This window comes from Mesorhizobium sp. M1428 (genome assembly GCF_040317515.1).
In the GTDB taxonomy this organism is placed as follows: domain Bacteria; phylum Pseudomonadota; class Alphaproteobacteria; order Rhizobiales; family Rhizobiaceae; genus Mesorhizobium.
In genome coordinates this window covers 172,891-195,320 of the sequence record NZ_JAMYKT010000008.1, presented here as the reverse complement: position 1 = coordinate 195,320, position 22,430 = coordinate 172,891, and the positions used below count along the sequence as shown (strand labels likewise).

25 protein-coding genes and 1 pseudogene are annotated in these 22,430 nt (G+C 62.3%); 19 read left to right on the top strand and 7 right to left on the bottom strand.

Annotation, left to right across the window (positions count from 1 at the left end):
* Window positions 1-50: 50 nt before the first annotated feature.
* Together NKG60_RS14285 and NKG60_RS14280 are read right to left on the bottom strand one after the other, a co-directional pair.
* Complete coding sequence (locus NKG60_RS14285) at window positions 51-209, bottom strand: hypothetical protein (protein WP_254817539.1); 159 nt, start codon at window positions 207-209, stop codon at window positions 51-53.
* Window positions 210-321: 112 nt separating this feature from the next.
* A complete protein-coding gene (locus NKG60_RS14280) occupies window positions 322-1,365 on the bottom strand; it encodes an aldo/keto reductase (RefSeq protein ID WP_352975007.1) in 1,044 nt (347 codons plus the stop codon).
* A gap of 321 nt (window positions 1,366-1,686) precedes the next feature.
* Here NKG60_RS14280 and NKG60_RS14275 point away from each other — a divergent pair.
* Together NKG60_RS14275 and NKG60_RS14270 are read left to right on the top strand one after the other, a co-directional pair.
* Window positions 1,687-1,791 (top strand): annotated as a pseudogene (locus NKG60_RS14275) (polyphosphate kinase 2); the annotation flags it as partial.
* 288 nt (window positions 1,792-2,079) lie between these two features.
* Window positions 2,080-2,721: an ISAs1 family transposase gene (locus NKG60_RS14270; protein ID WP_352975006.1), complete on the top strand. Its 642-nt coding sequence runs from the start codon at window positions 2,080-2,082 to the stop codon at window positions 2,719-2,721.
* Window positions 2,722-2,800: 79 nt separating this feature from the next.
* Here NKG60_RS14270 and NKG60_RS14265 read toward each other — a convergent pair whose 3' ends face one another.
* From NKG60_RS14265 to NKG60_RS14250, 4 genes are all read right to left on the bottom strand, one after another.
* Entirely contained in the window at window positions 2,801-3,448 is a 648-nt protein-coding gene (locus tag NKG60_RS14265) for a dihydrofolate reductase family protein (protein ID WP_352662832.1), read from the bottom strand.
* 181 nt (window positions 3,449-3,629) lie between these two features.
* Window positions 3,630-4,574: a cobaltochelatase CobT-related protein gene (locus tag NKG60_RS14260; protein ID WP_352662829.1), complete on the bottom strand. Its 945-nt coding sequence runs from the start codon at window positions 4,572-4,574 to the stop codon at window positions 3,630-3,632.
* A gap of 9 nt (window positions 4,575-4,583) precedes the next feature.
* Entirely contained in the window at window positions 4,584-5,615 is a 1,032-nt protein-coding gene (hemB, locus tag NKG60_RS14255) for a porphobilinogen synthase (RefSeq protein WP_352865614.1), read from the bottom strand.
* Between the two features lie 84 nt (window positions 5,616-5,699).
* A complete protein-coding gene (locus tag NKG60_RS14250; protein ID WP_352662823.1) occupies window positions 5,700-6,518 on the bottom strand; it encodes a DUF2066 domain-containing protein in 819 nt (272 codons plus the stop codon).
* A gap of 145 nt (window positions 6,519-6,663) precedes the next feature.
* On the opposite strand from NKG60_RS14250, the gene NKG60_RS14245 reads away from it, so the two are divergent.
* The 16 genes from NKG60_RS14245 to NKG60_RS14170 all read left to right on the top strand — a co-directional run bounded on the left by NKG60_RS14245 (window position 6,664) and on the right by NKG60_RS14170 (window position 21,453).
* On the top strand, window positions 6,664-7,707 hold the full coding sequence (locus NKG60_RS14245; RefSeq protein ID WP_352662820.1) for an enoyl-CoA hydratase/isomerase family protein: 1,044 nt from the start codon (window positions 6,664-6,666) through the stop codon (window positions 7,705-7,707).
* Entirely contained in the window at window positions 7,704-8,126 is a 423-nt protein-coding gene (locus NKG60_RS14240; RefSeq protein ID WP_352662817.1) for a DUF6163 family protein, read from the top strand. The genes NKG60_RS14245 and NKG60_RS14240 overlap by 4 nt, the downstream gene beginning before the upstream one ends.
* 202 nt (window positions 8,127-8,328) lie before the next feature.
* Entirely contained in the window at window positions 8,329-8,844 is a 516-nt protein-coding gene (ldtR, locus tag NKG60_RS14235; RefSeq protein WP_352975005.1) for a transcriptional regulator LdtR, read from the top strand.
* 338 nt (window positions 8,845-9,182) lie between these two features.
* On the top strand, window positions 9,183-10,436 hold the full coding sequence (locus NKG60_RS14230) for a L,D-transpeptidase family protein (protein ID WP_352662814.1): 1,254 nt from the start codon (window positions 9,183-9,185) through the stop codon (window positions 10,434-10,436).
* 297 nt (window positions 10,437-10,733) lie between these two features.
* Entirely contained in the window at window positions 10,734-12,047 is a 1,314-nt protein-coding gene (gene glyA / locus NKG60_RS14225; RefSeq protein WP_352662811.1) for a serine hydroxymethyltransferase, read from the top strand.
* 70 nt (window positions 12,048-12,117) lie between these two features.
* A complete protein-coding gene (locus NKG60_RS14220; RefSeq protein WP_352662808.1) occupies window positions 12,118-12,702 on the top strand; it encodes an invasion associated locus B family protein in 585 nt (194 codons plus the stop codon).
* Between the two features lie 153 nt (window positions 12,703-12,855).
* Window positions 12,856-13,365 (top strand): transcriptional regulator NrdR, encoded by a 510-nt coding sequence (gene nrdR, locus NKG60_RS14215; protein WP_292658679.1) that lies wholly within the window; start codon window positions 12,856-12,858, stop codon window positions 13,363-13,365.
* A 2-nt stretch (window positions 13,366-13,367) separates the two neighbouring features.
* Window positions 13,368-14,498 carry a bifunctional diaminohydroxyphosphoribosylaminopyrimidine deaminase/5-amino-6-(5-phosphoribosylamino)uracil reductase RibD gene (ribD, locus tag NKG60_RS14210; protein WP_352662804.1) on the top strand — a complete coding sequence of 377 codons (1,131 nt, stop codon included), beginning with the start codon at window positions 13,368-13,370 and terminating at the stop codon, window positions 14,496-14,498.
* A gap of 30 nt (window positions 14,499-14,528) precedes the next feature.
* Window positions 14,529-15,146, top strand: a complete 618-nt coding sequence (locus NKG60_RS14205; RefSeq protein WP_352662801.1) for a riboflavin synthase — start codon at window positions 14,529-14,531, stop codon at window positions 15,144-15,146.
* A gap of 130 nt (window positions 15,147-15,276) precedes the next feature.
* The gene (gene ribH, locus NKG60_RS14200; RefSeq protein WP_352449305.1) at window positions 15,277-15,771 is read left to right on the top strand and encodes a 6,7-dimethyl-8-ribityllumazine synthase; all 495 of its coding nucleotides are present in this window, start codon (window positions 15,277-15,279) and stop codon (window positions 15,769-15,771) included.
* A complete protein-coding gene (gene nusB, locus NKG60_RS14195; RefSeq protein ID WP_352662798.1) occupies window positions 15,768-16,268 on the top strand; it encodes a transcription antitermination factor NusB in 501 nt (166 codons plus the stop codon). Before ribH ends, nusB begins: the two co-directional genes overlap by 4 nt.
* A complete protein-coding gene (locus NKG60_RS14190; RefSeq protein WP_352865623.1) occupies window positions 16,265-17,482 on the top strand; it encodes an MFS transporter in 1,218 nt (405 codons plus the stop codon). The genes nusB and NKG60_RS14190 overlap by 4 nt, the downstream gene beginning before the upstream one ends.
* A 159-nt stretch (window positions 17,483-17,641) precedes the next feature.
* Entirely contained in the window at window positions 17,642-18,553 is a 912-nt protein-coding gene (osmF, locus tag NKG60_RS14185; protein WP_352662792.1) for a glycine betaine ABC transporter substrate-binding protein OsmF, read from the top strand.
* Between the two features lie 43 nt (window positions 18,554-18,596).
* A complete protein-coding gene (locus NKG60_RS14180) occupies window positions 18,597-19,772 on the top strand; it encodes an ABC transporter permease (protein ID WP_352865628.1) in 1,176 nt (391 codons plus the stop codon).
* Window positions 19,769-20,707: an ABC transporter ATP-binding protein gene (locus NKG60_RS14175; protein WP_352662786.1), complete on the top strand. Its 939-nt coding sequence runs from the start codon at window positions 19,769-19,771 to the stop codon at window positions 20,705-20,707. Before NKG60_RS14180 ends, NKG60_RS14175 begins: the two co-directional genes overlap by 4 nt.
* Window positions 20,704-21,453 (top strand): ABC transporter permease, encoded by a 750-nt coding sequence (locus NKG60_RS14170; protein WP_352662783.1) that lies wholly within the window; start codon window positions 20,704-20,706, stop codon window positions 21,451-21,453. The genes NKG60_RS14175 and NKG60_RS14170 overlap by 4 nt, the downstream gene beginning before the upstream one ends.
* 25 nt (window positions 21,454-21,478) lie before the next feature.
* On the opposite strand, the gene NKG60_RS14165 is transcribed toward NKG60_RS14170, so the two are convergent.
* Window positions 21,479-21,712: a hypothetical protein gene (locus NKG60_RS14165; protein WP_352662780.1), complete on the bottom strand. Its 234-nt coding sequence runs from the start codon at window positions 21,710-21,712 to the stop codon at window positions 21,479-21,481.
* 79 nt (window positions 21,713-21,791) lie between these two features.
* Here NKG60_RS14165 and NKG60_RS14160 point away from each other — a divergent pair, with 79 nt between their 5' ends.
* Window positions 21,792-22,292, top strand: coding sequence for a DUF2165 family protein (locus NKG60_RS14160; RefSeq protein WP_352662777.1), 501 nt, complete (start codon window positions 21,792-21,794; stop codon window positions 22,290-22,292).
* Window positions 22,293-22,430 lie beyond the last annotated feature (138 nt).

The window sequence follows — 22,430 nt, the reverse complement described above, 5'->3', positions numbered from 1 at the left end:
GCATAGCGGGACTTGACCTAGGCCCGGCCCGCCTGACAGGCCGGATATCGTCACTCTGCCGTTTCGGTTTTGGTTTGGGACTCGCTCTCGCCCTCGGGCTTCGATCGCTCCTTGGCTGCGACCTTGGCAGCCTGCTTTTCCGCCTTCTTGGCAGCCTTCTGCCGGTCGCGTTCCTTGCGTTCCTGACCGTAGTTCGGTGCTCGTGCCATATCGTTTCCTTTCGTTGTGCTTGGCCTTTGCCTAGGAGCATTGGACCGCAAACACAACACCGCAAGGCACGATCGGCTCCATATCCCGGCGCTGTCCGGAGAGCCCGGCTTTTCAGGCGCCGTCCCGGTCGAGGACGAGATCCGCCGGCCCGAACCGGTCCTTTGCCGTGAATTGCTGGTGCCAGTAGGGATAGAGCACGGGCGGCCTGCTGACCACGTCGAGCCGTGTGCGCTCCTCATCAGCAAGCACCAGGCTTGCAGCGGCGATATTGTCTTTGAAATGCGCTTCGGTTCGTCCGCCGATCACCAGCGAACTGACAGCGGGCCGGCCGAGCAGCCAGGCAAGCGCCACCTGCGCCGCCGACACGCCGTGGTTGTTGCCGATATCGATCAGCACGTCGACGATCCGCCACAGCCGGTCCTCGTCGCGGATCGGCGGTTCCGACCAGCCGCTGAGCTGGCGGGCGGTCGGCTGGTCACGGTGGTATTTGCCGGACAGCAACCCGCCGGCAAGCAGGCTCCAGACCAGCACGCCGAGCCCCTGGTCGACCGAGATCGGCAACAATTCATACTCGGCCTCGCGCGCTTCCAGCGTGTAATGGATCTGCTGGGTGACGAAGCGAGGCTGGTGATGACGGTCGCTGATCCCAAGCCCCTTCATGACTTGCCAGCCGGAATAATTGGAGCAGCCGACATAACGGACCTTGCCCTGCGCGACCAACGTGTCGAGCGCGGCGGTGGTTTCCTCTAGCGGTGTCAGGCCATCCCACTCGTGCAGGAAATAGATGTCGATGACATCGGTCCTGAGGCGCTTCAGGCTCCTCTCGCATTCGCGGATCAGATGGTAGCGCGACAACCCTTCATCGTTGGGGCCTTTGCCGATCCGCATGCGCGCCTTGGAGGCGATCAGCACGTCGCCCTTGCGCTTGCCGCCGAGCGCCTCGCCGATGATCTCCTCCGACACCCCGTTCGAATAAACGTTGGCGGTGTCGATGACGTTGATGCCGGCATCGATGCAAAGGTCGATCATCCGGCGCGCCTCGTCGAGGTCGGTCTTGCCGACCGCCGAGAACGCGCCGCCGCCACCGAACGTCATGGTGCCCATGGTCAGCGTCGAAACCTTCAGCCCGGAACGGCCGAGAGTGCGGTATTCCATGTCTTATCCTCACGATTTATCGGGAAAGGGCGTTGCAAACGACAGCCCTCAATGAACCGGGTATTTGTAGGATAATTCGTTCTGCTTGTCGCCCGTTCCGCAGGGCAAGCTCGATCACATCTTCCGGATTGAACGCACAGCCAGCGCAGTAGTGGCTGCAATAAAACCGTCATTGCCGGCCTATACTAACGTCGGTCCAGCGCTTCGATTTCCGGCCGCCGGGCCGGGCGGCAGAGCGCCTGACAGCGGCCGGCAAGGCCTGTAAGCGGAGCAGCGCAAATGACCGAGATAAAACAGAATTCCCCGGCCAGGGACTGGCTGGAGGAGGTGCCGCACGAGGAGATCACACTGCCGGAGCGCGTCTTCAATCCCGAATACGAGCGCCAGGTACTGCCGCGCGAACTGTATGTGCCCGAGAAGTACTGAGGCAGGGGTACCCTTCTCCCCGTCACTATACGGGGAGAAGGTGCCGGCAGGCGGATGAGGGGCAGCGCCAACCTCGACAATTGAACCCGTCCTAGTAACGTTCATGGACAGAACTTATTCTGATACCATATTGCCATCGGTGGTATTGTCCGGCAGCGTAATCTTTGGTCGCTTGCGCCGCCCCGCATTGTCCTGCCGGGCATTTCTCCCCGTATAGTGACCAGGGGAATCGCATATGGCGATTTTGGGGTTGAGTTTAGGCTGAGAAAGGATTCTTTGGAGAGGCAGTTGAGCGAAGGAGCGACTGCCATTTCCTGCCTTGAGAGCGTCGAACTCATTGATCTTACGGGCAGATTGGTCACCGCCGACGCGCTCCACTGCCACACCCGCATGGCTGCGGCCATTACCCAAAGAGGTGGCGATTACCTGCTTGCGCTGAAGGGCAATCGTCGTCATTGGCTGCGCCGTGCCAACCTGCAACTGGCCGACGCCACCCCTTCCATTGCCGAGCGGACCGAGACCAGCCACGGCCGCAACGAGTGGCGGCAGGCCGAGATCGTGGCGACGGCCGAGCCGCTGATGCCCGGCCACCAGGCCTTCATCCGCATCACCAGCCGGCGCGATCAGGCCAGACCTTTGATGCGCCTGTTCATGGCCTCCACGCTCATATCGGCGCAGCGGGCGCTCGACCTCACCAGAGCTCATTGGCAGATCGAGAACGGCCTGCATTGGATGCTCGATGTCCATCTCGATGAGGATCTCAGCCGTGCCCGCAAGGACAATGCTCCCGCCAACACAGCCCTTCTCAATCGCCTCGCCAGAAACATCCTTCAGGCCGCCGATGCTGCCAAAGTTCCCATCAGCCATCGCATCAAGAAATGCGCCTGGAACGACGACTATCTCATCAATGCCATCACTCATATGCGATAGCCCTGGTATAGTGACGGGGAGAAAGGGGCCTGCACCAAGGGTTTCGCCAACAGCGCAGACAAAAATCCGACGCTACGTCCTAATCGCGCTCGATGATGACATGCGTGGCCTTCGGCGTCGCGACCTGCTCGCTGCAGCGATAGCCGAGCTTGGGCATGTCGATGCCGGCAAAAAGGCTCTCGCCGGCGCCTAGCAGGACCGGTGAGATCGCCAGATGCATCTCGTCGATGAGCTTTTCCTTCAGATATTGCCGGATCGTAGAAACGCCACCGCCCAGCCGTACATCCTTGCCGTCAGCCACTGCTTTCGCCTTTTGCAGCGCTGAGTGGATGCCGTCGGTCACGAAATAGAAGGTCGTGCCGCCCTCCATGACAATGGGATCACGCGGATGGTGCGTGAGCACGAAGACCGGCACGTGGTAGGGTGGGTTGTCACCCCACCAGCCTTTCCAGCTGTCATCCGGCCATTCGCCGCGGATCGGGCCGAACATGTTGCGGCCCAGGATCCATGCGCCGACATTTTCGAAGCTGCGCGCCGCGAACGCCTCGTCAGTGTCCGTGGTCCCGCCATCCTTGCCGAGGACCATCTTGCGGAAGGTGCGGGTGCCGAACATCCATTCGTGCAGGGCTTCCCCGCCAACACCCAGCGGGTTCTTCAGGTCTTGGTCGGGACCGGCGCCGAAGCCGTCGATCGACAGGGTGAAAGCGCTGACGCGAAGTTTGGACATGAGAGCCTCCTCGATAACCAATTGTGAGATGCAAGCAGTTATCGGGTAGTTTAACTGATTGCATTTTGCAAGCGGTATCTGCTGCCACATCTGTAAAATGACGACGATGGCATCGGAAATGCCGATGGAGGGCCGGTCGGGACGATGGGGCTGACTTGGTTCTGATTGAACTAGCCTCTCGTCAGCCACGGTCGTTGCTATGCGCTCTGGGCTCGGCGACAAGCTCACGTTTCAACAACGTCAGCATGGTTCCGGCAAGTTGATCGGGAGCCTCGCAATTCGCTGAGACGCGATAGTAGCGGCTTGCGTCAAAGCCTAATCCAACCGCCAGCAACTCAACCCGGCCGGCTTTCTCGAGCTGCCGAACCACATGAATAAGATGATCGTCGAGATAGCGCGGGCTGTTTGCTAAAAGTGTGGCATCGTCGACCGGCGCGCCGTCGGATACGACAAATAGTATTTTACGGGATTCAGGACGTTGCAGCAGCCGCCCGGCCGCCCACTCGATGGCTTCACCATCGACATTCTCTTTGGGCAGGTCGGGTCGCAGCATCGGCTTGAGGGCATGGCCCATACTGCTCTGGCGCTTGTCGCCGGCCTCCCTGTAGACGATATGAAGCAGGTCGTTCAATCTTCCCGGATTGGCGGGCCGGCCATCTTCGTTCCAAGTGCGTCTTGATTCTCCGCCGCGCCAATTGCGCGTTGTGAAGCCCAAGAGTTCGACCTTGAGGCCCAGTGTGCTCAGGAATTCCTGAACAATGTCGGCGGATGCAGCCGCGTACAGAATTTTTTGGCCGCGCATCGAGCCGGATTGATCGAGGAGGATAGAAACGACGGTGTCGTCGAGGTCTGATTCCGAGAGGCTGTTTCGGATCTCGGCCGCTATATCCGCCGCCAGGATATGGTTCTTCGTCTTCCACCCGGCGAGGCCGCTTTCAAGCTCGATCCATGCGGCGTCAAGCGCGGATTTTTGCTTGTCCGAGATTCGACCAATAGCGCTGGACAGCTTGGAACTCGGCACAATCCAGTCATAAAGCGTGACATAGGCGTGATACCCAAGCGTATCTGTGTCGCCGCGTGGCTTGGGACCAAACACCGTTTTGAAATGCTTGCCCAGCCCCCACAACAACGTTTGCTAGCCCCTCAGCATCGCCGCCACTTCGGGCGCAAAGTAGGTGAGAATCCCGTCGCAGCCGGCGCGCTTGAAGGCGAGCAGCGATTCCAGCATCGCCTGTTCGCCGTCGATCCAGCCATTGGCGGCGGCGGCCTTGATCATCGAATATTCGCCCGAGACCTGATAGGCGAAGGTCGGCATCTGCAACTCGTCCTTCAGCCGGCGGATGATGTCGAGATAGGGCAGGCCAGGCTTGACCATCAGCATGTCGGCGCCCTCGGCGAGATCCTGCTCGGCCTCGCGCACCGCTTCGTCGGAATTGGCGTGATCGATATAATAGGTCTTCTTGTCGCCCTTGAGCAGGCCGGCGGTGCCGACTGCCTCGCGGTAGGGGCCGTAAAATGCGGATGCGAACTTGGTCGCGTAGGACATGATCGCTACATCTTGAAACCCATTGGCATCGAGCGCATCGCGGATGGCACCGATCCGACCGTCCATCATGTCCGAGGGGGCAATGATGTCGGCCCCCGCCGCCGCCTGGATGACGGCCGCCGCTGTCACCTGCTCCACCGTCTCATCATTGACGATAATGCCCTCGCGCAAGATGCCGTCGTGGCCATGCGAGGTGAACGGATCGAGCGCCGCGTCGGTGATGATGCCGATCTCCGGCACTGCGTGCTTGATGGCGCGGGTGGCACGGTTGATGATGTTTTCCGGATCGAGGATGTGCGAACCGGTCTGATCGCGCAGGCCGAGCTCGACATTGGGGAAAGTGGCGATCGCCGGAATGCCAAGCTTAGCCGCGCGCTCAGCCTCCTTGACGGCGAGGTCGAGCGACAGGCGGAAGACGCCGGGCATGGCGGCGATCGGCTCGCGCACTTGTCTGCCGTCGACGACGAAGATCGGCCAGATCAGATCGTCGACCGACAGCCGGTTCTCCTGGACAAGGCGGCGCGACCAATCGGCCTTGCGCATGCGCCGCAGCCGCCGGCTGCCGGTGATCTCGTCGACGCTGCGCGCGCCGGCAGGCTTTGCAGGGGTGAATTTGTTCATCGCAAAAACTCCGGATCGGGCGGCTTTTACCACGAGCTTCCGCTGCTGACCAATGCGACACGATTGTGCCAGCGGTACTGTTGGCTATTCTGGTTGACCATTGCCCGACAGGATCTGCGCAGCACCCCGCATGGCGACGCGGAATGCCTCGTCGAAGCTGACACCGCGCACTTGCCATTTATAAGCCTTGCCGTTCATGGCAAGCCGCCAATCGGCGATCCAGCCCAACTCCTTGTCGCTCCAGATCAGGCTGCCGGCGAGCGCCTGATCGGCACCGGCCTTTCGGGCAAGCTGGTCCAGCGTCACCATATCGGCACTACGCAGCGTCTGATCGTCGTGCCCGGACAACAGCGATGCTTGGGGAAAGAGAATGTGCATGGCCAGCGGATCGGCAGCGTTTGCAAACGATTCCCGCATGGGCGCGCCGCGCTCATCGTCGGCGGTCGGCGCGAACTGCCTTGTGCCTTGCTCCGCCGCCAGGAAAATTGCCAGGCGTGGCCGCTCGCCAAGCCATGGTTTGCTGCCAAGCGCGGCAAGCAGCGGATCGATAACGTCAGGCCTGTACAGACAAGTGAGATCATGGGGCCGGTCATGGGTGCCTTGTTCGTCATGGACTGGAATGCCTTCCATGCGGTCGCGATAGCGGAATTCGGCAACGAAGCTGCCGGCCTTCTCGCGCAGCGCCGCCATCTCAGCTCTCTTCGGCAGCCGCTGATCGCCGGACACACGAACCAGCACCGCATCGAGGCAGGCCTTGAAACCGGTCTGCCTGTTGACCTCGCCCTGGCCGGTAACGATGGTCTGCGATTGATAGAGCTCGTCGACGGTTTCGGCCGATACGGGAGGAGTGTTCGCAGCGATCAGGCCGATCACCACAACAGCAAGGCGCGGCAACCAAGGCATGGTTCAACCTTCCGGTTCAAAGCGCCAGCATTAGCACTGGGTGATGCCGACGACCAAGCAGTGGATTGGGCGCCGCCATTGACGGGGCCATGCGCCACGCTTTAGCACTTCACTCCCGGCGGGGCGCGGGAGGGATTCTCTGGCGATGGATTTTGGCGGAGGCGACGAGATTCGCTTCGAAAGATTGGGCAGGGCCGGCATCGTCACGCTGACGCGGCCGCAGGCGCTCAATGCCGTAACCCACCGCATGGTCAAGGCGCTGGACAAGGCGCTGCGCAGTTGGGAGCGCGACGACGGCGTCGACGTTGTCGTCGTCAAGGCCGAGGGCAGGGCATTTTCGGCGGGCGGCGACATCCTCCACATCTACGAAGCCGGCCGCGCAGGAAAGCCTCCGGTCGATTTCTTCGCCGATGAATACCGGCTGAACGCCCGCATCGCCCGCTTCAAGAAACCCTATCTTGCGCTGATCGACGGCATCGTCATGGGCGGCGGCGTCGGCATCTCCTTCCACGGCTCGCAGCGGGTGCTGACCGAGAACGCGCAGTTTGCCATGCCCGAGGTCGGTATCGGTTTTTTCCCGGATGTCGGCGCCAGCCATCTGTTGCCGGATCTCGGCGGCAGCTTCGGCATGTATCTGGCGCTGACCGGCAACCGCATCCGCTACGGTGATGCTTTGTGGTCGGGCCTCGCCACCCATACGATCAAGGCGGAGGACCAGGCCGGCTTTCTCGACCGGCTGGTGGCAAGCGGCGACCCGGAATCGGTGCTGCGCGGCTGCTTCGTCCCGGCCAGGCGCGAGACCGATAGGCCGACGCTGGAAGCCATCGCCCGGCATTTCGCGCAGCCGTCGCTGGCCGATATCGTCGCCAGCCTGGAGCGGGCAGCCGCTGCCGACGAGTTCGCGGCAAAGACGCTGGCCACCATCCGCACCCGTTCACCGACCAGCCTGCATGTTGCATGGCGCCAGATCAGCGCCGGGCAGACGTTGTCAATGGACGAGTGCATGAAAATGGAGTTCCGTATCCTCAACCGCATGCTTGCCGGGCACGACTTCTATGAAGGAATCCGCGCCGCTATCATCGATAAGGGCTCAACGCCGCAATGGCGGCCGGAAAGCATCGATGACGTCAGCGCCGCCGAGGTCGACGCCTATTTCGCACCGCTCGGCGAACGGGAACTGAAGCTGTGAGCGAGGCAGCCTCGAGACGCGTGGTGCTGCAGCCCTCGACGATCGAGGTCATCTTCGCCTGGTTCCAGCGCGTTATCGCCGGCTACTGTCTGCTGTTTGGCATCTTGTACTGGATCCGGCTGATCGGCTTTTACCCAGGGCCGTTGTGGCGCTTCGACCTGATGCCGGTGCACTGGCAGGTGGCGGCGGTGGTGCTGGCGGTGTTTTTTCCATTCGCCGCCGCCGGCCTCTGGATGCTGGCGTCCTGGGGGCCGGTGATCTGGTTCATCTGCGCGGTGACCGAGAGCGTCATGTATGCCGGCTTCCCCGAGCTGTTCGGCCACCGGCCGCTGATCGTCGCCTCGCACCTTGCGGTGGCGCTGCTCTACATAGTGTTCCGCGTGGTGATCTGGATCCAGAAGCGGCAAGCCCGGCGATAGCAATTCCGGCCAGGATCGTTGGCTAAATCTTTAGGTTAATTATCCTTGCTCGGGTGACCGTCCGTTAAGCCTCTTTCGAAACCCCTTACCGGTAAGCTCTTGTTAGCCTTGGCGTTTAAGTCGAATTTTATGAGTATTCGATAGTGTCGCGATCAAGGTGAAGAACAAAAAATCACCGGGCGACAAACGAGAGGCAAAGACAATGATCAATTCGCGTCCGGCGGCGAAGACCGCCAACGTATCCGATGACCGCCGCGAGGCGATCCGTTCGCTGTACATGGAATCGCTGCAGCTGGTCGAGCGGCTGCATCGCCGTCTGCTTGATGTGATCAAGGACGAATTCGACCGCAACGGCCGCTCCGACATCAACGCCATCCAGGCGCTGCTCCTGTTCAACATCGGCAATTCGGAGCTGACCGCCGGCGAACTGCGCTCGCGCGGCTATTATCTCGGCTCGAATGTCTCCTACAATCTGAAGAAGCTGGTCGATCTCGGCTTCATCAACCACCAGCGCTCGCGCATCGACCGTCGTTCGGTGCGGGTCTCGCTGACGCCGAAGGGCAATGAGGTGGCGGAAGTCGTCGCCGGCCTCTACGAGCGCCATGTCGGCTCGATCGAGCAGGTCGGCGGCATCAACACCGAAGAGTTCAAGCAGCTGAACCGCGCCCTGCAGCGGCTGGATCGGTTCTGGAACGATACCATCGCCTATCGGATGTAGTCGCATCCGCCGCAGCAAGATCTGAAGCCGCGCCACGGAAGCGCTGCCGCGGAGTAGACCAAAGGCCGGTGCCGAAAAGCACCGGTCTTTCCGTTTCGTCAGGCCGGCCGCTCCAAATTCGAGCAACAGCCACGTTGCCGCCATATTCCAATGGAACCGAAGATGCGGGTGATGCTGGGGCCAAAGCCGTGCATTTGTCCTGTGCTCAAGTCACTTCCCATGTGGTTTTACACCGAAGTGATGCGGGCCATGGTTGGCTAATTGTTAAGAAGCCAACTCTAGAGTGCGGGCGAGACCGCCCGGTGGGTTGAATTGTAGCAAGAATGTCTGGAACGTCCATGAGAACCAGCCGCCGTTTCTTCCTTTCAGGAGCCTCCGTGCTCGCAGCCGCAATGGTCGCCGGCCGCGCCAGTGCGCAGGATGTGATCGGAGATATCCTGAAATCCTCGGCGCGCGGCAACTGGGACGACCAGTTCGATGCGCGTGCCAGCGAAGGCGGCAAGGTTGCCTCGACGCTGCCGATCTTCAGCCTGCAGACGGTGTCCTTCACCGAGCAGGCGATCATGCAGTATCAGAATATCGTCGCGCAAGGCGGCTGGGAGCAGGTTCCGGATACCAAGAAGCTGCAGCTTGGCGTCGAGGATCCCGATGTGGTGCCGCTGCGCAGGCGCTTGATGATATCGGGCGACCTGGCGCAGAGCGCCGGGCTTTCGGAAGCATTCGATTCTTACGTCGACTCGGCGCTCAAGCGCTTCCAGTTGCGTCACGGCTTGCCGGCCGACGGAACCACGGGCAAATATACTTTCGCGGCAATGAATGTGTCGGCGCCGGTTCGGCTTGGTCAGCTGCAGACCAATCTGCAGCGGCTGCGTGAGCGGGCCGGCACGCTTGGCAACCGCTATGTGCTGGTCGACATCCCGGCGGCGCAGATTGAGGCTGTCGAGAACGACCGCGTCGTGCTGCGCCACACCGCAATCGTCGGCAAGATCGATCGCCAGACGCCGATCGTCAATTCCAAGATCAACGAAATCATCGTCAATCCGTACTGGAACGCGCCGGTCTCGATCGTGCGTAAGGACATCATTCCGCTGATGCGGAAGGACCCCAACTATCTCAAGGACAGCCATATCCGCCTGTTTGCGCCGGACGGCAGCGAGGTCGACCCGATGACGGTCGACTGGTCGACCGACGATGCCGCCAAATACCGCTTCCGCCAGGATCCGGGTTCCGGCAACGCGATGGCCTCGGTCAAGATCAATTTCCCCAGCCCGGACGGCGTCTACATGCACGACACGCCGCAGCAGAGCCTGTTCGGCAAGCTGATGCGCTTCGATTCCTCTGGCTGCGTGCGGGTCCAGAACGTGCGCGACCTCGTCACCTGGATTCTGCGCGACACACCGGGCTGGGACCGCCAGCATTTCGAGGCGGCGATCAAGACCGGGGAGAACACGCCGGTGCAGGTCACCAATCCGGTGCCGGTCTATTTTCTCTACGTTTCGGCCTGGTCGACGGGGCCGGGCGTGGTGCAGTTCCGCGACGACATTTACGGCCTCGACGGAGCCAACGAGTTGCAGATCACATCCGCGCTCTAAGCAGCTGAGTTCATTTGCAAAAGGCCGTCGGAAGGGCGGCCTTTTTTTATTGTCGCCGACTGGCTCTGAGCTTTGCGCATGATTCCGAAAATCGGTTCGCCACGGATCATATGCAAACCATGCGGCGCAGTTCAGGAGATCACCCAAAGCCCTGCTGCCGACCGGCAGGCGAGGAAATTAACGTGCTTTCAGGGTGCTGGCGCAATCCGGCCAGCAAATTTCGCGCTGCAAACGTGGCGGGCCGAAAGCAACTGTGTTAATGGCGCGACAGACCCCGAACCTTGAGGATTTCAGCCCATGGCAACAGCAGCGGCAGTGTCGAACAAATTCGAATCCTTTTTCGAAACCACGCTTGCCGATGCCGACCCCGAGATTTTCGGCGCCATCCGCGACGAACTCGGCCGCCAGCGCCACGAGGTCGAGCTGATTGCCTCGGAAAACATCGTCTCGCGTGCCGTGCTCGAGGCACAGGGGTCGATCATGACCAACAAATATGCCGAGGGCTATCCGGGCAAGCGCTACTATGGCGGCTGCCAATTCGTCGACGTCGCCGAGGAACTGGCCATTGAACGCGCGAAAAAGCTGTTCGGCTGCAACTTCGCCAACGTCCAGCCGAATTCCGGCAGCCAGATGAACCAGGCGGTGTTCCTGGCGCTGCTGCAGCCCGGCGATACCTTCATGGGCCTCGACCTCAATTCCGGCGGACACCTGACGCATGGCTCGCCGGTCAATATGAGCGGCAAATGGTTCAAGGTCGTCTCCTATGGCGTGCGCCGGGACGATCATCTGCTTGACATGGACGCAATCGAGAAGACCGCCCATGAGACCAGGCCGAAATTGATCCTGGCCGGCGGCACAGCCTATTCACGTGTCTGGGACTGGAAGCGTTTTCGCGAGATCGCCGATTCGATCGGCGCCTATCTGATGGTCGACATGGCCCACATCGCCGGCCTGGTCGCCGGCGGCATGCATCCGTCGCCGCTGCCGCATGCCCATGTGGTCACCACCACGACGCACAAATCGCTGCGCGGGCCGCGCGGCGGCATGATCCTTTGCAATGACGAGGATATTGCCAAGAAGATGAATTCGGCCGTCTTCCCTGGCCTGCAGGGCGGCCCGCTGATGCATGTCATCGCCGCCAAGGCGGTGGCCCTGGGTGAGGCGCTGAAGCCGAGCTTCAAGATCTATGCCGAGAGCGTCGTCGCCAATGCCAAGGCGCTGGCCTCCAGTCTGCAGGAAACCGGTCTCGACATCGTCTCCGGCGGCACCGACAACCATCTGATGCTGGTCGACCTGCGCCCCAAGAACGCCACCGGCAAGCGCGCCGAGGCTGCCCTTGGCCGCGCCAATATCACTTGCAACAAGAACGGCATCCCCTTCGACCCGGAAAAGCCTTTCGTGACCTCGGGCGTTCGGCTCGGCACGCCGGCCGGCACCACGCGCGGCTTCGGCCAGGCCGAGTTCCGCGAGATCGGCAAGCTGATCGCCGAAGTGCTCGATGGACTGAAGGTCGCCAATTCCGACGAGGGCAACGCGGCCGTCGAGGCAACCGTGAAGGCCAAGGTGGCGGCATTGACGGATCGTTTTCCGCTTTACCCGTATCTTGGTTGACGCTGGGCGTCGTTCCCCCAACTGTGACGGCGCCGATCAACTGGGCACGGCTTCATCTCGGAGACGCTTGATGATGATGCGAATTTTCCGTTTCGCCAGTGTTGGCGCTGCCTTGCTCACCTTAGCCACCTCGCAGCTACTCGGCGCGGCCTTTGCGCAGACCGAGCCGACCCCGGCAGCACCCAAGACAGAGACCTTCGGCAGTTGGTCCACCACGGTGGACGAGGTCAACACCGGCGAGGATGTGCGCAAGACCTGCGCCGCCTCGACGGTCTTTTTCGACGCTAACGGGACCAGTGGCACCCTCACGCTGGCCATCTCGAATGGCGACGTACTGCCACCCGAGGGCTATCCGAGCCTCATCATCGCCGTGAAAAACAGTGAGTTGCCCAAAGGCGACAACATCCCGGCGGTGTTCCGCGACGTCAACGACAAGATCAAGGCTGGTTTTCATCTTATCGCCGACGGCCAGTGGATAGTGAACAACAAACGCGAGACCACGCTTGCCATACTGCGTGCCATGCGCCGCACCAGCGCCCTCGATGTCAGCTTCGCCGACAAGCCGGTCGCGACCATATCGATGGACGGCTTCACCAAGGCCTATCGCTATCTCGGCACGTCCTGCGGCTTCCCGACCGGCGACGTCGCTCCCTGATTGGCGTATTGCCGTCCAACTGATTGCCGCTCTCGCAATTTTGCTCGTGCCTCGCTATCTCTGAGGCGCGATCGGTCATCGGCCATACTTTGCCATCGTGGCAAAAACCTCTAAGCCTTTCGCTCCACGAGAATCGCGAACCGAAGGCTCTCCATGCGCTGTCCCTACTGCCAGTCCGAAGATACGCAGGTGAAGGATTCGCGCCCCGCCGAAGACGGCGCGGCGATCCGCAGGCGGCGCGTCTGCCCAGATTGCGGCGGCCGCTTCACCACTTTCGAGCGCGTGCAATTGCGCGACCTCGTCGTGGTGAAGAAGTCTGGACGCAAGGTGCCGTTCGACCGCGACAAGCTGCTGCGCTCGGTCGAAATCGCGGTACGCAAGCGCAATGTCGATCCCGAGCGCATCGACCGCGCGGTGACCGGCATCGTGCGCCAGCTTGAGAGCTCGGGCGAGACCGAAGTCGCATCCGGCGAAGTCGGCCGGCTGGTCATGGAGGCACTGAAGTCACTCGATGATGTCGCCTACGTGCGCTTTGCCTCCGTCTACCGCAATTTCCGCGAGGCCAAGGATTTCCACGACGTGTTGGGCGAGCTCAAGGGCGACGAGCTCAAAACCGACGAGCCTAGGGGCGAAGAGCTGAAGAGCGAAGAGGACGCCGGCTGAGCATGGCTGGGTCCGAGCGCAGCACGGCGGAGCAAGAGGTCCTCGATCGCCGCTATATGGCGGCGGCCCTCAGGCTGTCGCGCAAGAATGCCGGCCGGACCTCGACCAATCCTTCCGTCGGCACGCTGATCGTACGCGATGACGGCGACGGGCCGATGATCATCGGCAGCGGCGTCACCGCCGTCGGCGGCCGGCCGCATGCCGAGACCGAGGCTTTGGCGGAGGCCGGCGAACTGGCGCGCGGCGCCACCGCCTATGTAACGCTGGAGCCTTGCGCCCATCACGGCCGCACGCCGCCTTGCGCCAATGCGCTCGTCAGTGCCGGCGTGACGCGTGTGGTTGGCGCTGCCAGCGATCCGGACCCGCGTGTTTCCGGCAAGGGCTATGCAATCTTGCATGCCGCTGGCGTCGAGGTGGTGGAAAAAGTGCTGGCGGCCGAGGCCGCGGAGCAGATGGCCGGCTATTTGATTCGATCTTTGAACAAACGCCCGGAAGTGATCCTGAAACTTGCGCTTTCGAGCGACAACAAGATCGGCGTGAGAGGCGAGGGGCAGGTCTCCATCACCGGCGATATCGCCCGGCGCGAAGTCTATCTGATGCGCGCCGAAGCCGATGGCATATTGATCGGCATCGGCACGGCATTGGAAGACGATCCGGCGCTGACGGTTAGGCTTCCGGGACTGGAGAGCCGTTCGCCGGCGCGCATCGTGCTCGACCGTCAGATCAGGGTACCCGAGACTTCGAAATTGGTCGCCGGCGTCGACCGCGTGCCGCTCTATATCGCTGCCTGCGCCGAGGCCGATCCGCACCGGCGCGCCGCGCTCGAACGCGCCGGCGTTCGCTTCATCGGCACTGAGACGTATGAAGGCGATATTGCGCTGCCGGAACTGCTCGAGGATCTGGCGGCGCTCGGCATGGCCAGTGTCCTGGTCGAGGGCGGCGCCAAGGTGGCCAAGGCGTTCCTCGACGAACAACTGATCGATCGTATCGTGCTGTTTCAGGGGCCGGACGCGATCGGCGAGGGCGGCATTGCATCGCCGATCGATGCCAGCAATATCCCGCCGGGATTTCGCAAATTGCGCAACATGCGTTTCGGCGAAGATACATATGCGGAATGGATAAGAGACATCTAGGACCGAACTGATGTTCACGGGGCCAAACTAATGTTCACTGGAATCGTCACCGATGTCGGCACCGTCGCTGCCGTGAAGCCGCTCAGGGAAGGCGTCGGTTTGCGTATCGACACCGCCTACGATCCGCAGACCATTGCCATCGGCGCCTCGATTTCCTGCGGCGGCGTCTGCCTGACGGTAACCGGATTGCCGGAAGGTGGCGCCAACGCACGCTGGTTCGAGGTCGAGGCCTGGGAAGAGGCGCTCAGGCTGACGACCGCGATGGGTTGGAAATCCGGCACGCGGATCAACCTGGAGCGAGCGCTGAAGATCGGCGACGAGCTTGGCGGCCATATTGTGTCAGGCCATGTCGACGGCATGGCCGAGGTCGTAGCCCGCAAGGAAGAGGGTGATGCCGTGCGCTTTACCCTGGAAGCACCGCGCGAGCTTGCCAAATTCATCGCCCCCAAGGGTTCCGTCGCACTCGACGGCACTTCGCTCACCGTCAACAAGGTCGAAGGCAGCCGCTTTGACGTGCTGTTGATCCACCACTCGCTGACGGTCACCACCTGGGGCGGACGCCAGGTCGGCGACTGGGTCAATCTCGAGATCGACACCATGGCCCGCTACGCGGCGCGACTGGTGGAGGCGGCTAAAGAGGGGCTTTGAGGCGCTCGTCCATAAAGCCCATTCTCTGATGCGACCGCCGCCGAGTTGGCCTTGAAAGTTCCTTCGGCAATCTTCCGCTTGCGATCAAACCGGCTTCGGCCTAAGTCACCGGCGATCCCCGGAGACATCTATGGCTGGCACATCCCAACACGGCAAAGCGTTCATCCGTCCGAAGAAGAAGGCCCACCTTCTTGTCATCGAGGCGCGCTTTCACGACGACCTTGCCGACGCGTTGCTCGAAGGCGCGACAAAGGCCCTCGAGGAAGCGGGCGCGACATACGATGTCGTCACTGTTCCGGGCTCGCTCGAAATCCCGGCGGTGATTTCCTTCGCGCTCGACGGTGCCTCCGAAGGCGGGACGAACTATGACGGCTTCGTCGCCCTCGGCACGGTGGTCCGCGGCGACACTTATCATTTCGATATCGTCGCCAATGAATCCAGCCGTGCCCTGATGGACCTGTCCGTGCAGGATGCGGTCTGCATCGGCAACGGCATCCTGACCACGGAAAACGACGAACAGGCCTGGACACGGGCCAGGCGTTCGGAAGGCGACAAGGGCGGCTTTGCGGCGCGTGCGGCGCTGACCATGATCGCTCTAAAGGAACAGCTGGGAGAGCGAACGTGAGCGAACCCGCTTCGCCCGGCCAGCCTGCGGTTCGCCATGCCAACAAGCGCGGTGCTGCCCGTCTGGCCGCTGTGCAGGCGCTCTACCAGATGGACGTCGCCGGCAGCGGTGTGTTTGAGATCACCGCCGAATACGAGGCGTTCAGGCTCGGCAAGGAAGTCGACGGCGCGCTCTATCGCGAAGCCGATGCGCAATGGTTCCGCGCCATTCTTGCCGGCGTTGTCGAGCACCAGAAGACCATCGATCCAGTCATCCGACAGGCGCTGACCGAGGACTGGCCTCTGTCGAGGCTCGATTCCACATTGCGCGCCATATTGCGCGCCGGCGTCTACGAGCTGATGCAGCGCGAGGACGTGCCGGTGGCGGTCATCGTTTCCGAATATGTCGACATCGCCAAGGCATTTTACGAGGAAGACGAGCCGAAACTGGTCAATGCGGTGCTTGATCGCGTGTCGCGCCGGGTGCGCGGCGAGGGCCGCGGCAAGGACGCCCCATGACTGCCGTCGTCGCCGTTGAGGCGGGCAGGGAAGCGCGTCGCACCGCCTTCATCCTTGCAGCCTCGCAGGCGGTCATCGGTTCGGCGGCACCCATCGCCATTTCCATGGGTGGATTGGCCGGGCAGTACCTGCTCGATGCTGACAAGTCGCTGGCAACCGCGCCGATCACCGGTTTCAATGTCGGCGTGGCGCTCGGTTCCTTACCGGCCGCGGCGATCATCCGCCGGCTCGGCCAGCGCGATGGCTTCATGACCGGCACGGCGGTGACAGCGCTTGGCGGCCTGATCGCCACGTTGGCGCTGTTCCATGCCAGCTTCTGGCTGTTCGCTTTCGGCCTTGCCGTAATCGGCATCGGCGGTGCCTTTGTCCAGCAATTCCGCTTTGCCGCCGCCGACAATGCGCCGCCGGAATTCAAGGCGCGTGCCATCTCCTTCGTGCTGGCCGGCGGCATCGTCACCGCCATACTCGGGCCGCAGATCGTCATCTTCACCGGCGATCTGTTCTCGCCGGTGAAGTTTGCCGGCGCGTTTTCGTCCATCCTGGTGCTGGCGGCGGTTGGCGCCGCCATTCTCTCTTTGTTGCGCATCCCAGCCAAGGCAACCGAGAAGGTGGAAATCGCCGACAGCGACGCCCGGCCGCTCTCAGAAATCGTCACCAGGCCACGCTTCATCGCGGCGTTGTTTTGCGCCATCGGCAGCTACGCACTGATGAGCTTCGTGATGACCGGCGCGCCGCTGGCCATGGTCGGCTGCGGCCTTTCGACCGACGACGCCACGCTCGGCATTTCCTGGCACGTCATGGCGATGTTCGCGCCGAGCTTCTTCACGGGGTCGCTGATCCATCGTTTTGGCGCGGAACGGATCGTGGCCATCGGGCTGGTGCTGCTCATTGGCTGCGGTATAGTCGCGCTGTCGGGGTTGGCACTGTGGCAGTTCTGGACGACGCTGATCCTGCTCGGCCTTGGCTGGAACTTCAGCTTCATCGGTGCCACCGCCATGGTGGCCGACAGCTACCAGCCATCCGAAAAAGGCAAGGTCCAGGGGTTCCACGATTTCGTCCTGTTCGGCTCCGTCGCCTTCGCCTCGCTGATGTCGGGCGCGGTCTACAATGCCTGGGGCTGGGAGATGCTGAACTGGATGATTTTCCCGGTCGTCGCGCTGTGCTTCGTGGCACTGGGCGTGTTGAAGATGACAGGCTTGCGCGCGGCCAGCTGACGTCACGCTGTCGGGACGAGGCAACAGCGGAGTCACTCGCATCCGAACAAAATTATTGCGTCCATCCCCCTTCTTATGAAACCGTGTACCCCGACGTGACATCGAAGCCATGCTCATATGCGGCAGCCGTATTCCGGTTCACAGCAAGGGATTTGTGAGATGTTTTCAATCAAGGTTCTGGCCGGCGCTGTACTGGCGCTCGGCATCACGGCAGCCTCGGCAAGCGCCCAGGTGGTGGTGTCGTCGAAGATCGACACCGAAGGCGGCGTGCTCGGCAACATCATCCAGCTGGTGCTGAACGCCAACAATATCCAGACCACCGACCGCATCCAGCTCGGGGGCACGCCCGTGGTACGCAAGGCGATTACAGCCGGCGAGATCGACATCTATCCCGAGTACACCGGCAACGCCGCCTTCTTCTTCGAGAAGGCCGACGATCCGGTGTGGAAAGATGCCGCCAAGGCCTACGAGACTGCCAAGAAGCTCGACTACGACGCCAACAAGATCGTCTGGCTATCCCCGTCACCGGCCAACAATACCTGGGCGATCGCCCTGCGTAAGGAAGTCGCCGATACCAACAAGCTCGTCACCCTCTCCGACTTCGGCAAATACGCCTCGGGCGGCGGCAAGGTGGTGCTGGCGGCCTCCGCCGAGTTCGTCAATTCGGCGGCCGCGCTGCCCGCTTTCCAGAAGACCTATGGCTTCACGCTGAAACCGGACCAGTTGATCACGCTGTCGGGCGGCGATACGGCGGCGACCATTGCCGCTGCGGCCAACCAGACCAACGGCGCCAACGCCGCCATGGTCTACGGCACCGACGGCGGCATCGCGCCCTCCGGCCTCGTCGTGCTTGAAGACAACAAGGGTGTGCAGCCGGTCTACCAGCCGGCGCCGATCATCCGCGAGGCGGTGCTGAAGGAGCATCCCGAAATCGAGACGCTGCTGAAGCCGGTCTTCGCCAAGCTCGATCTCGTCACGCTGCAGGAGTTGAATGGCCGCGTGCAGGTTGGCGGCGAGCCGGTCAAGGGCGTCGCTGAGGACTTTTTGAAGAAGAACGGCTTCCTGAAGTAAGGCGATTCCGGCGCGCCGCTGTCGAGGTGCGCCGGATCGGCCGATGGGGGAGGGCGTGCGCATCCGGTTCGACAAGCTCGGCGTGGTCATCGCGGCGATATCGGCCTATGCGGCTTTTGCGGCGCCATTCGCCACCTTCCGCGCCAATCGCATCGTACCCGGCGAGGCGCGCTCGATCCTCGAATCTTTGCCTGCGGCAGTCGGTCCGCTATTGATGGCGATTGTTGTCGCAGCGGCGCTCATTGCGCTGCTGAAAACGCCGCTTGCTCTGCGCCTCGCCGCCAGTGCGGTTGCACTTGCGGCGCTGGCGCTGCTGATCGGCGTTGCCGGCAGCTTCCTGACGCCCGCCGGCAACACCTTCGCCCGTATCTCGCCGGCTTCGGGCTTCTGGCTGCTTATCTTCGCCTTCACGCTTCTGCTCGCCGACGTGCTTACAAGGCTGAACCTGTCGCCGCAGGCACGGGTCGGCGTGCTCGTTGTCGCCGCAGCGGCGATCGGCCTGCTGCTGGTCTCGGGGAGCTGGAACAGCCTGTCGATCCTCAAGGAATATTTCAATCGCGCCGATAGTTTTTGGGCGGAAGGCTCCAAACACGTGAGGTTGGCGCTGGGTTCACTGGCGGCAGCAGTAATCATCGGCTTGCCGCTCGGCATCCTTTGCCACCGCGTCGAGAAATTGCGGGCCGGTGTGCTCAACGTACTGAACATCATCCAGACCATTCCTTCGATCGCGCTGTTCGGCCTCTTGATCGCACCGCTCGGCTGGGTTGCTTCGCATGTGCCGGGTGCTGCCGCGCTCGGGATTCGCGGCATCGGCACAGCGCCGGCTTTCGTCGCCCTGTTCCTCTATTCGCTGCTGCCGGTGGTGGCTAACACCGTGGTCGGCCTTGCCGGTGTACCGCGTGCCGCCAACGACGCAGCGCGCGGCATGGGCATGACCGACCGCCAGCGGCTGTTCGGCGTTGAGTTTCCGCTGGCCTTCCCGGTGATCCTCACCGGCATCCGTATCGTGCTGGTGCAGAATATCGGCCTCGCCACGATTGCCGCGCTGATCGGCGGCGGCGGCTTTGGTGTGTTCGTGTTCCAGGGCGTCGGCCAGACGGCGATGGATCTGGTGCTGCTCGGTGCCGTGCCGACGGTCGCGCTGGCCTTCGCCGCCGCCATCATCCTCGATGCAGTGATCGAAATGAGCGCCAGCAAGCGCAGGGTTGAAACGACATGATCGAGATCGAAGGCATCACCAAGCGCTACGGCGAGACGACAGTTGTCGACGACGTGTCGATAGTAATCGAGCCGCGCAGCATCGCCGTCATCGTCGGCACCTCCGGCTCCGGCAAGACGACGCTGCTTCGCATGATAAACCGGCTGGTCGAGCCGACGTCGGGCGTGATCAAGCTCGACGGCGTCGACAACCGCTCGGTGCCGGATTACGAGCTGCGTCGCAGCATCGGCTATGCCATCCAGGGCCACGGCCTGTTTCCGCATCGCACGGTGGCGCAGAACATCGCCACCGTGCCGGTATTGCTTGGCTGGGATGCCAACCGCATCAAGGCCCGCGTCGACGAGCTGATGAGGCTCTACCAACTCGACCCCGAAGCCTACGGGCCACGCTATCCGCATGAGCTTTCCGGCGGCCAGCAGCAGCGCGTCGGCGTCGCCCGCGCGCTTGCTGCGGAACCCAACGTGCTGTTGATGGATGAGCCGTTCGGCGCGCTCGATCCGATCATTCGCAACAAGGCGCAGGAGGACCTGCTGGCGATCCAGAAGCGCTTCGGCACCACCATCATCCTTGTCACCCATGACATGGAGGAGGCTGTTCACATGGGCGACAAGATCGCGGTGATGGATGGCGGCAAAGTGGTGCAATATGCCGGGCCGGCCGAGATACTGGCAAAACCGGCCAGTGCGTTTGTCGAAACCCTGGTAGGTGCCAGCGAAAAACCGTTCCGGCTGTTGTCGCTTGGCCGGGTCCGCGACGCGGTGGAAAAGGGCACCGCCGAAGGCGAGGCGATCCCCGGTGATGCCAGCCAGCGCGACGCGCTCGCCGAACTCCTGTGGTCGGGCCGCCCGGCGCTGCCGGTGAAGGATGCCGAAGGCAAGCCGCTTGGCCGCGTCACGGTGGACGGGCTGGTTAAGCGCGCGGCGAGGCCGGCATGAAGGCCTGGCTTCCCTCGCTGCTCAGGCTTGCCCTGGTGGTGGTGCTTATTGCCTTCGTCACCAATCCCGGCTGGTTCGAACCGCTGCTGAAGCCGCTGACAGAGAACAATGCGCCGGTAATCTACAATCAGGGCAGCCTGTTGACGCTGACGCTGCTGCATCTGCGGACCGTGCTGATCGCAACGGTTGCCGCGACGATCGTTGCAGTCGCGCTCGCCATCCTGGTCACCAGGCCGGCCGGCGCCGAATTCCTGCCGCTGTCGCGCAGCCTGGTCAATATAGGCCAGACCTTTCCACCGGTGGCGGTACTGGCGCTTGCCGTGCCGGCAGTCGGCTTCGGCGAAAAGCCGACGCTGATTGCGCTGTTTCTCTATGGGCTGCTGCCGATCTTCGAGAACGCGCTGACCGGCCTGACGACGCTGCCGGCCAACGTCGTCGAGGCGGCGCGTGGCGCCGGCATGACCGGCTGGCAAAGGCTGGTCAAGGTCGAGCTGCCGCTCAGCGCGCCGATCATTCTTGGCGGTATCCGGCTGTCGGTGGTGATCAGCCTCGCCACCGCGACCATCGGCTCGACGGTGGCAGCGAGGACACTGGGCGAGGTGATCATCGCCGGCCTGCTGTCGAACAACCTCGCCTTCATCCTGCAGGGCGGCCTGATCGTCGCCGCCCTTGCCGTGCTGATCTATGACGGGCTGTCGGCGATCGAGCGCTACACGGCTCGGCGCATGGGACGCGAGGCCGAGTAACCTCTCGGGGCGAAGTTCGTTTCTTTCAGCGGCCCGTTGAACGCGCTGGATGATCGAGCGTCAGTTCGAGCGTGGTGCCCGTTTCGCTAGCGACCCAGCGGCGGCGGATGATGGCGAAATCATGCCGTGTGTCGGCTCTAACCACAGAGACCAAGTCACCCACCGCGCAATCACTGTCGAGATCGAGGGCTTCGACAGTCTCGGCAATGTCTTGCTTGCCGGCATAATGTCTCGCGACAGCTGTGAGCACGATGATCACTGGCCCACCCGTTGCGCGATCTTCGGGACTCGGCGATTGATGAATGTGATGCCCCGATCTTTCAGCAGGAGTTCTTGCCATGACCGCGCGTTTCTCCAAGATCGTCATGTGTTTGTGTCTGGCGGCTTTCGCCTTCCTCGTCGCCTTCGGCAACATCACCGATTACGGGTCAAACTTCGCCTTTGTCCAGCATGTGCTGAGCATGGACACGACCTTTCCCGGCAACGCACTGATGTACCGCTCGATCACCAACCCGGCCTTGTGGACGGCGGGCTACTGGCTGATCATCATTGGCGAGGCGCTGACCTGCCTGCTCTACTTGATCGCCGCCTGGCAACTCTGGCAGGCGCGCAACGCCAGCGGACAGGCTTTCAACGACGCCAAGAAGTTCGCCATCATTGCCGCCACCATGGGTTTCCTCGTTTGGTATTTCGGCTTCATGGTCGTTGGCGGCGAGTGGTTCGCCATGTGGCAGTCTTCGACATGGAATGGTCAGGAAGCGGCGTTCAAATTCTACATGACCATGCTGGTGGTGCTGGTCTTCGTCATGCAGCCAGACGGCGACCCGCGCAAAGCCTGACGACCGTTCGCCGATTTCGATCGATCTAACCGGGCGGCAGTGTCGACAGGCGCACTGCCGTCCAGCCTTTTGGACGAAACCCGGGATCTTTTGGGCGAAAGCCGGACAAGAACCGAACAATATCTTGACGTTCCGAGC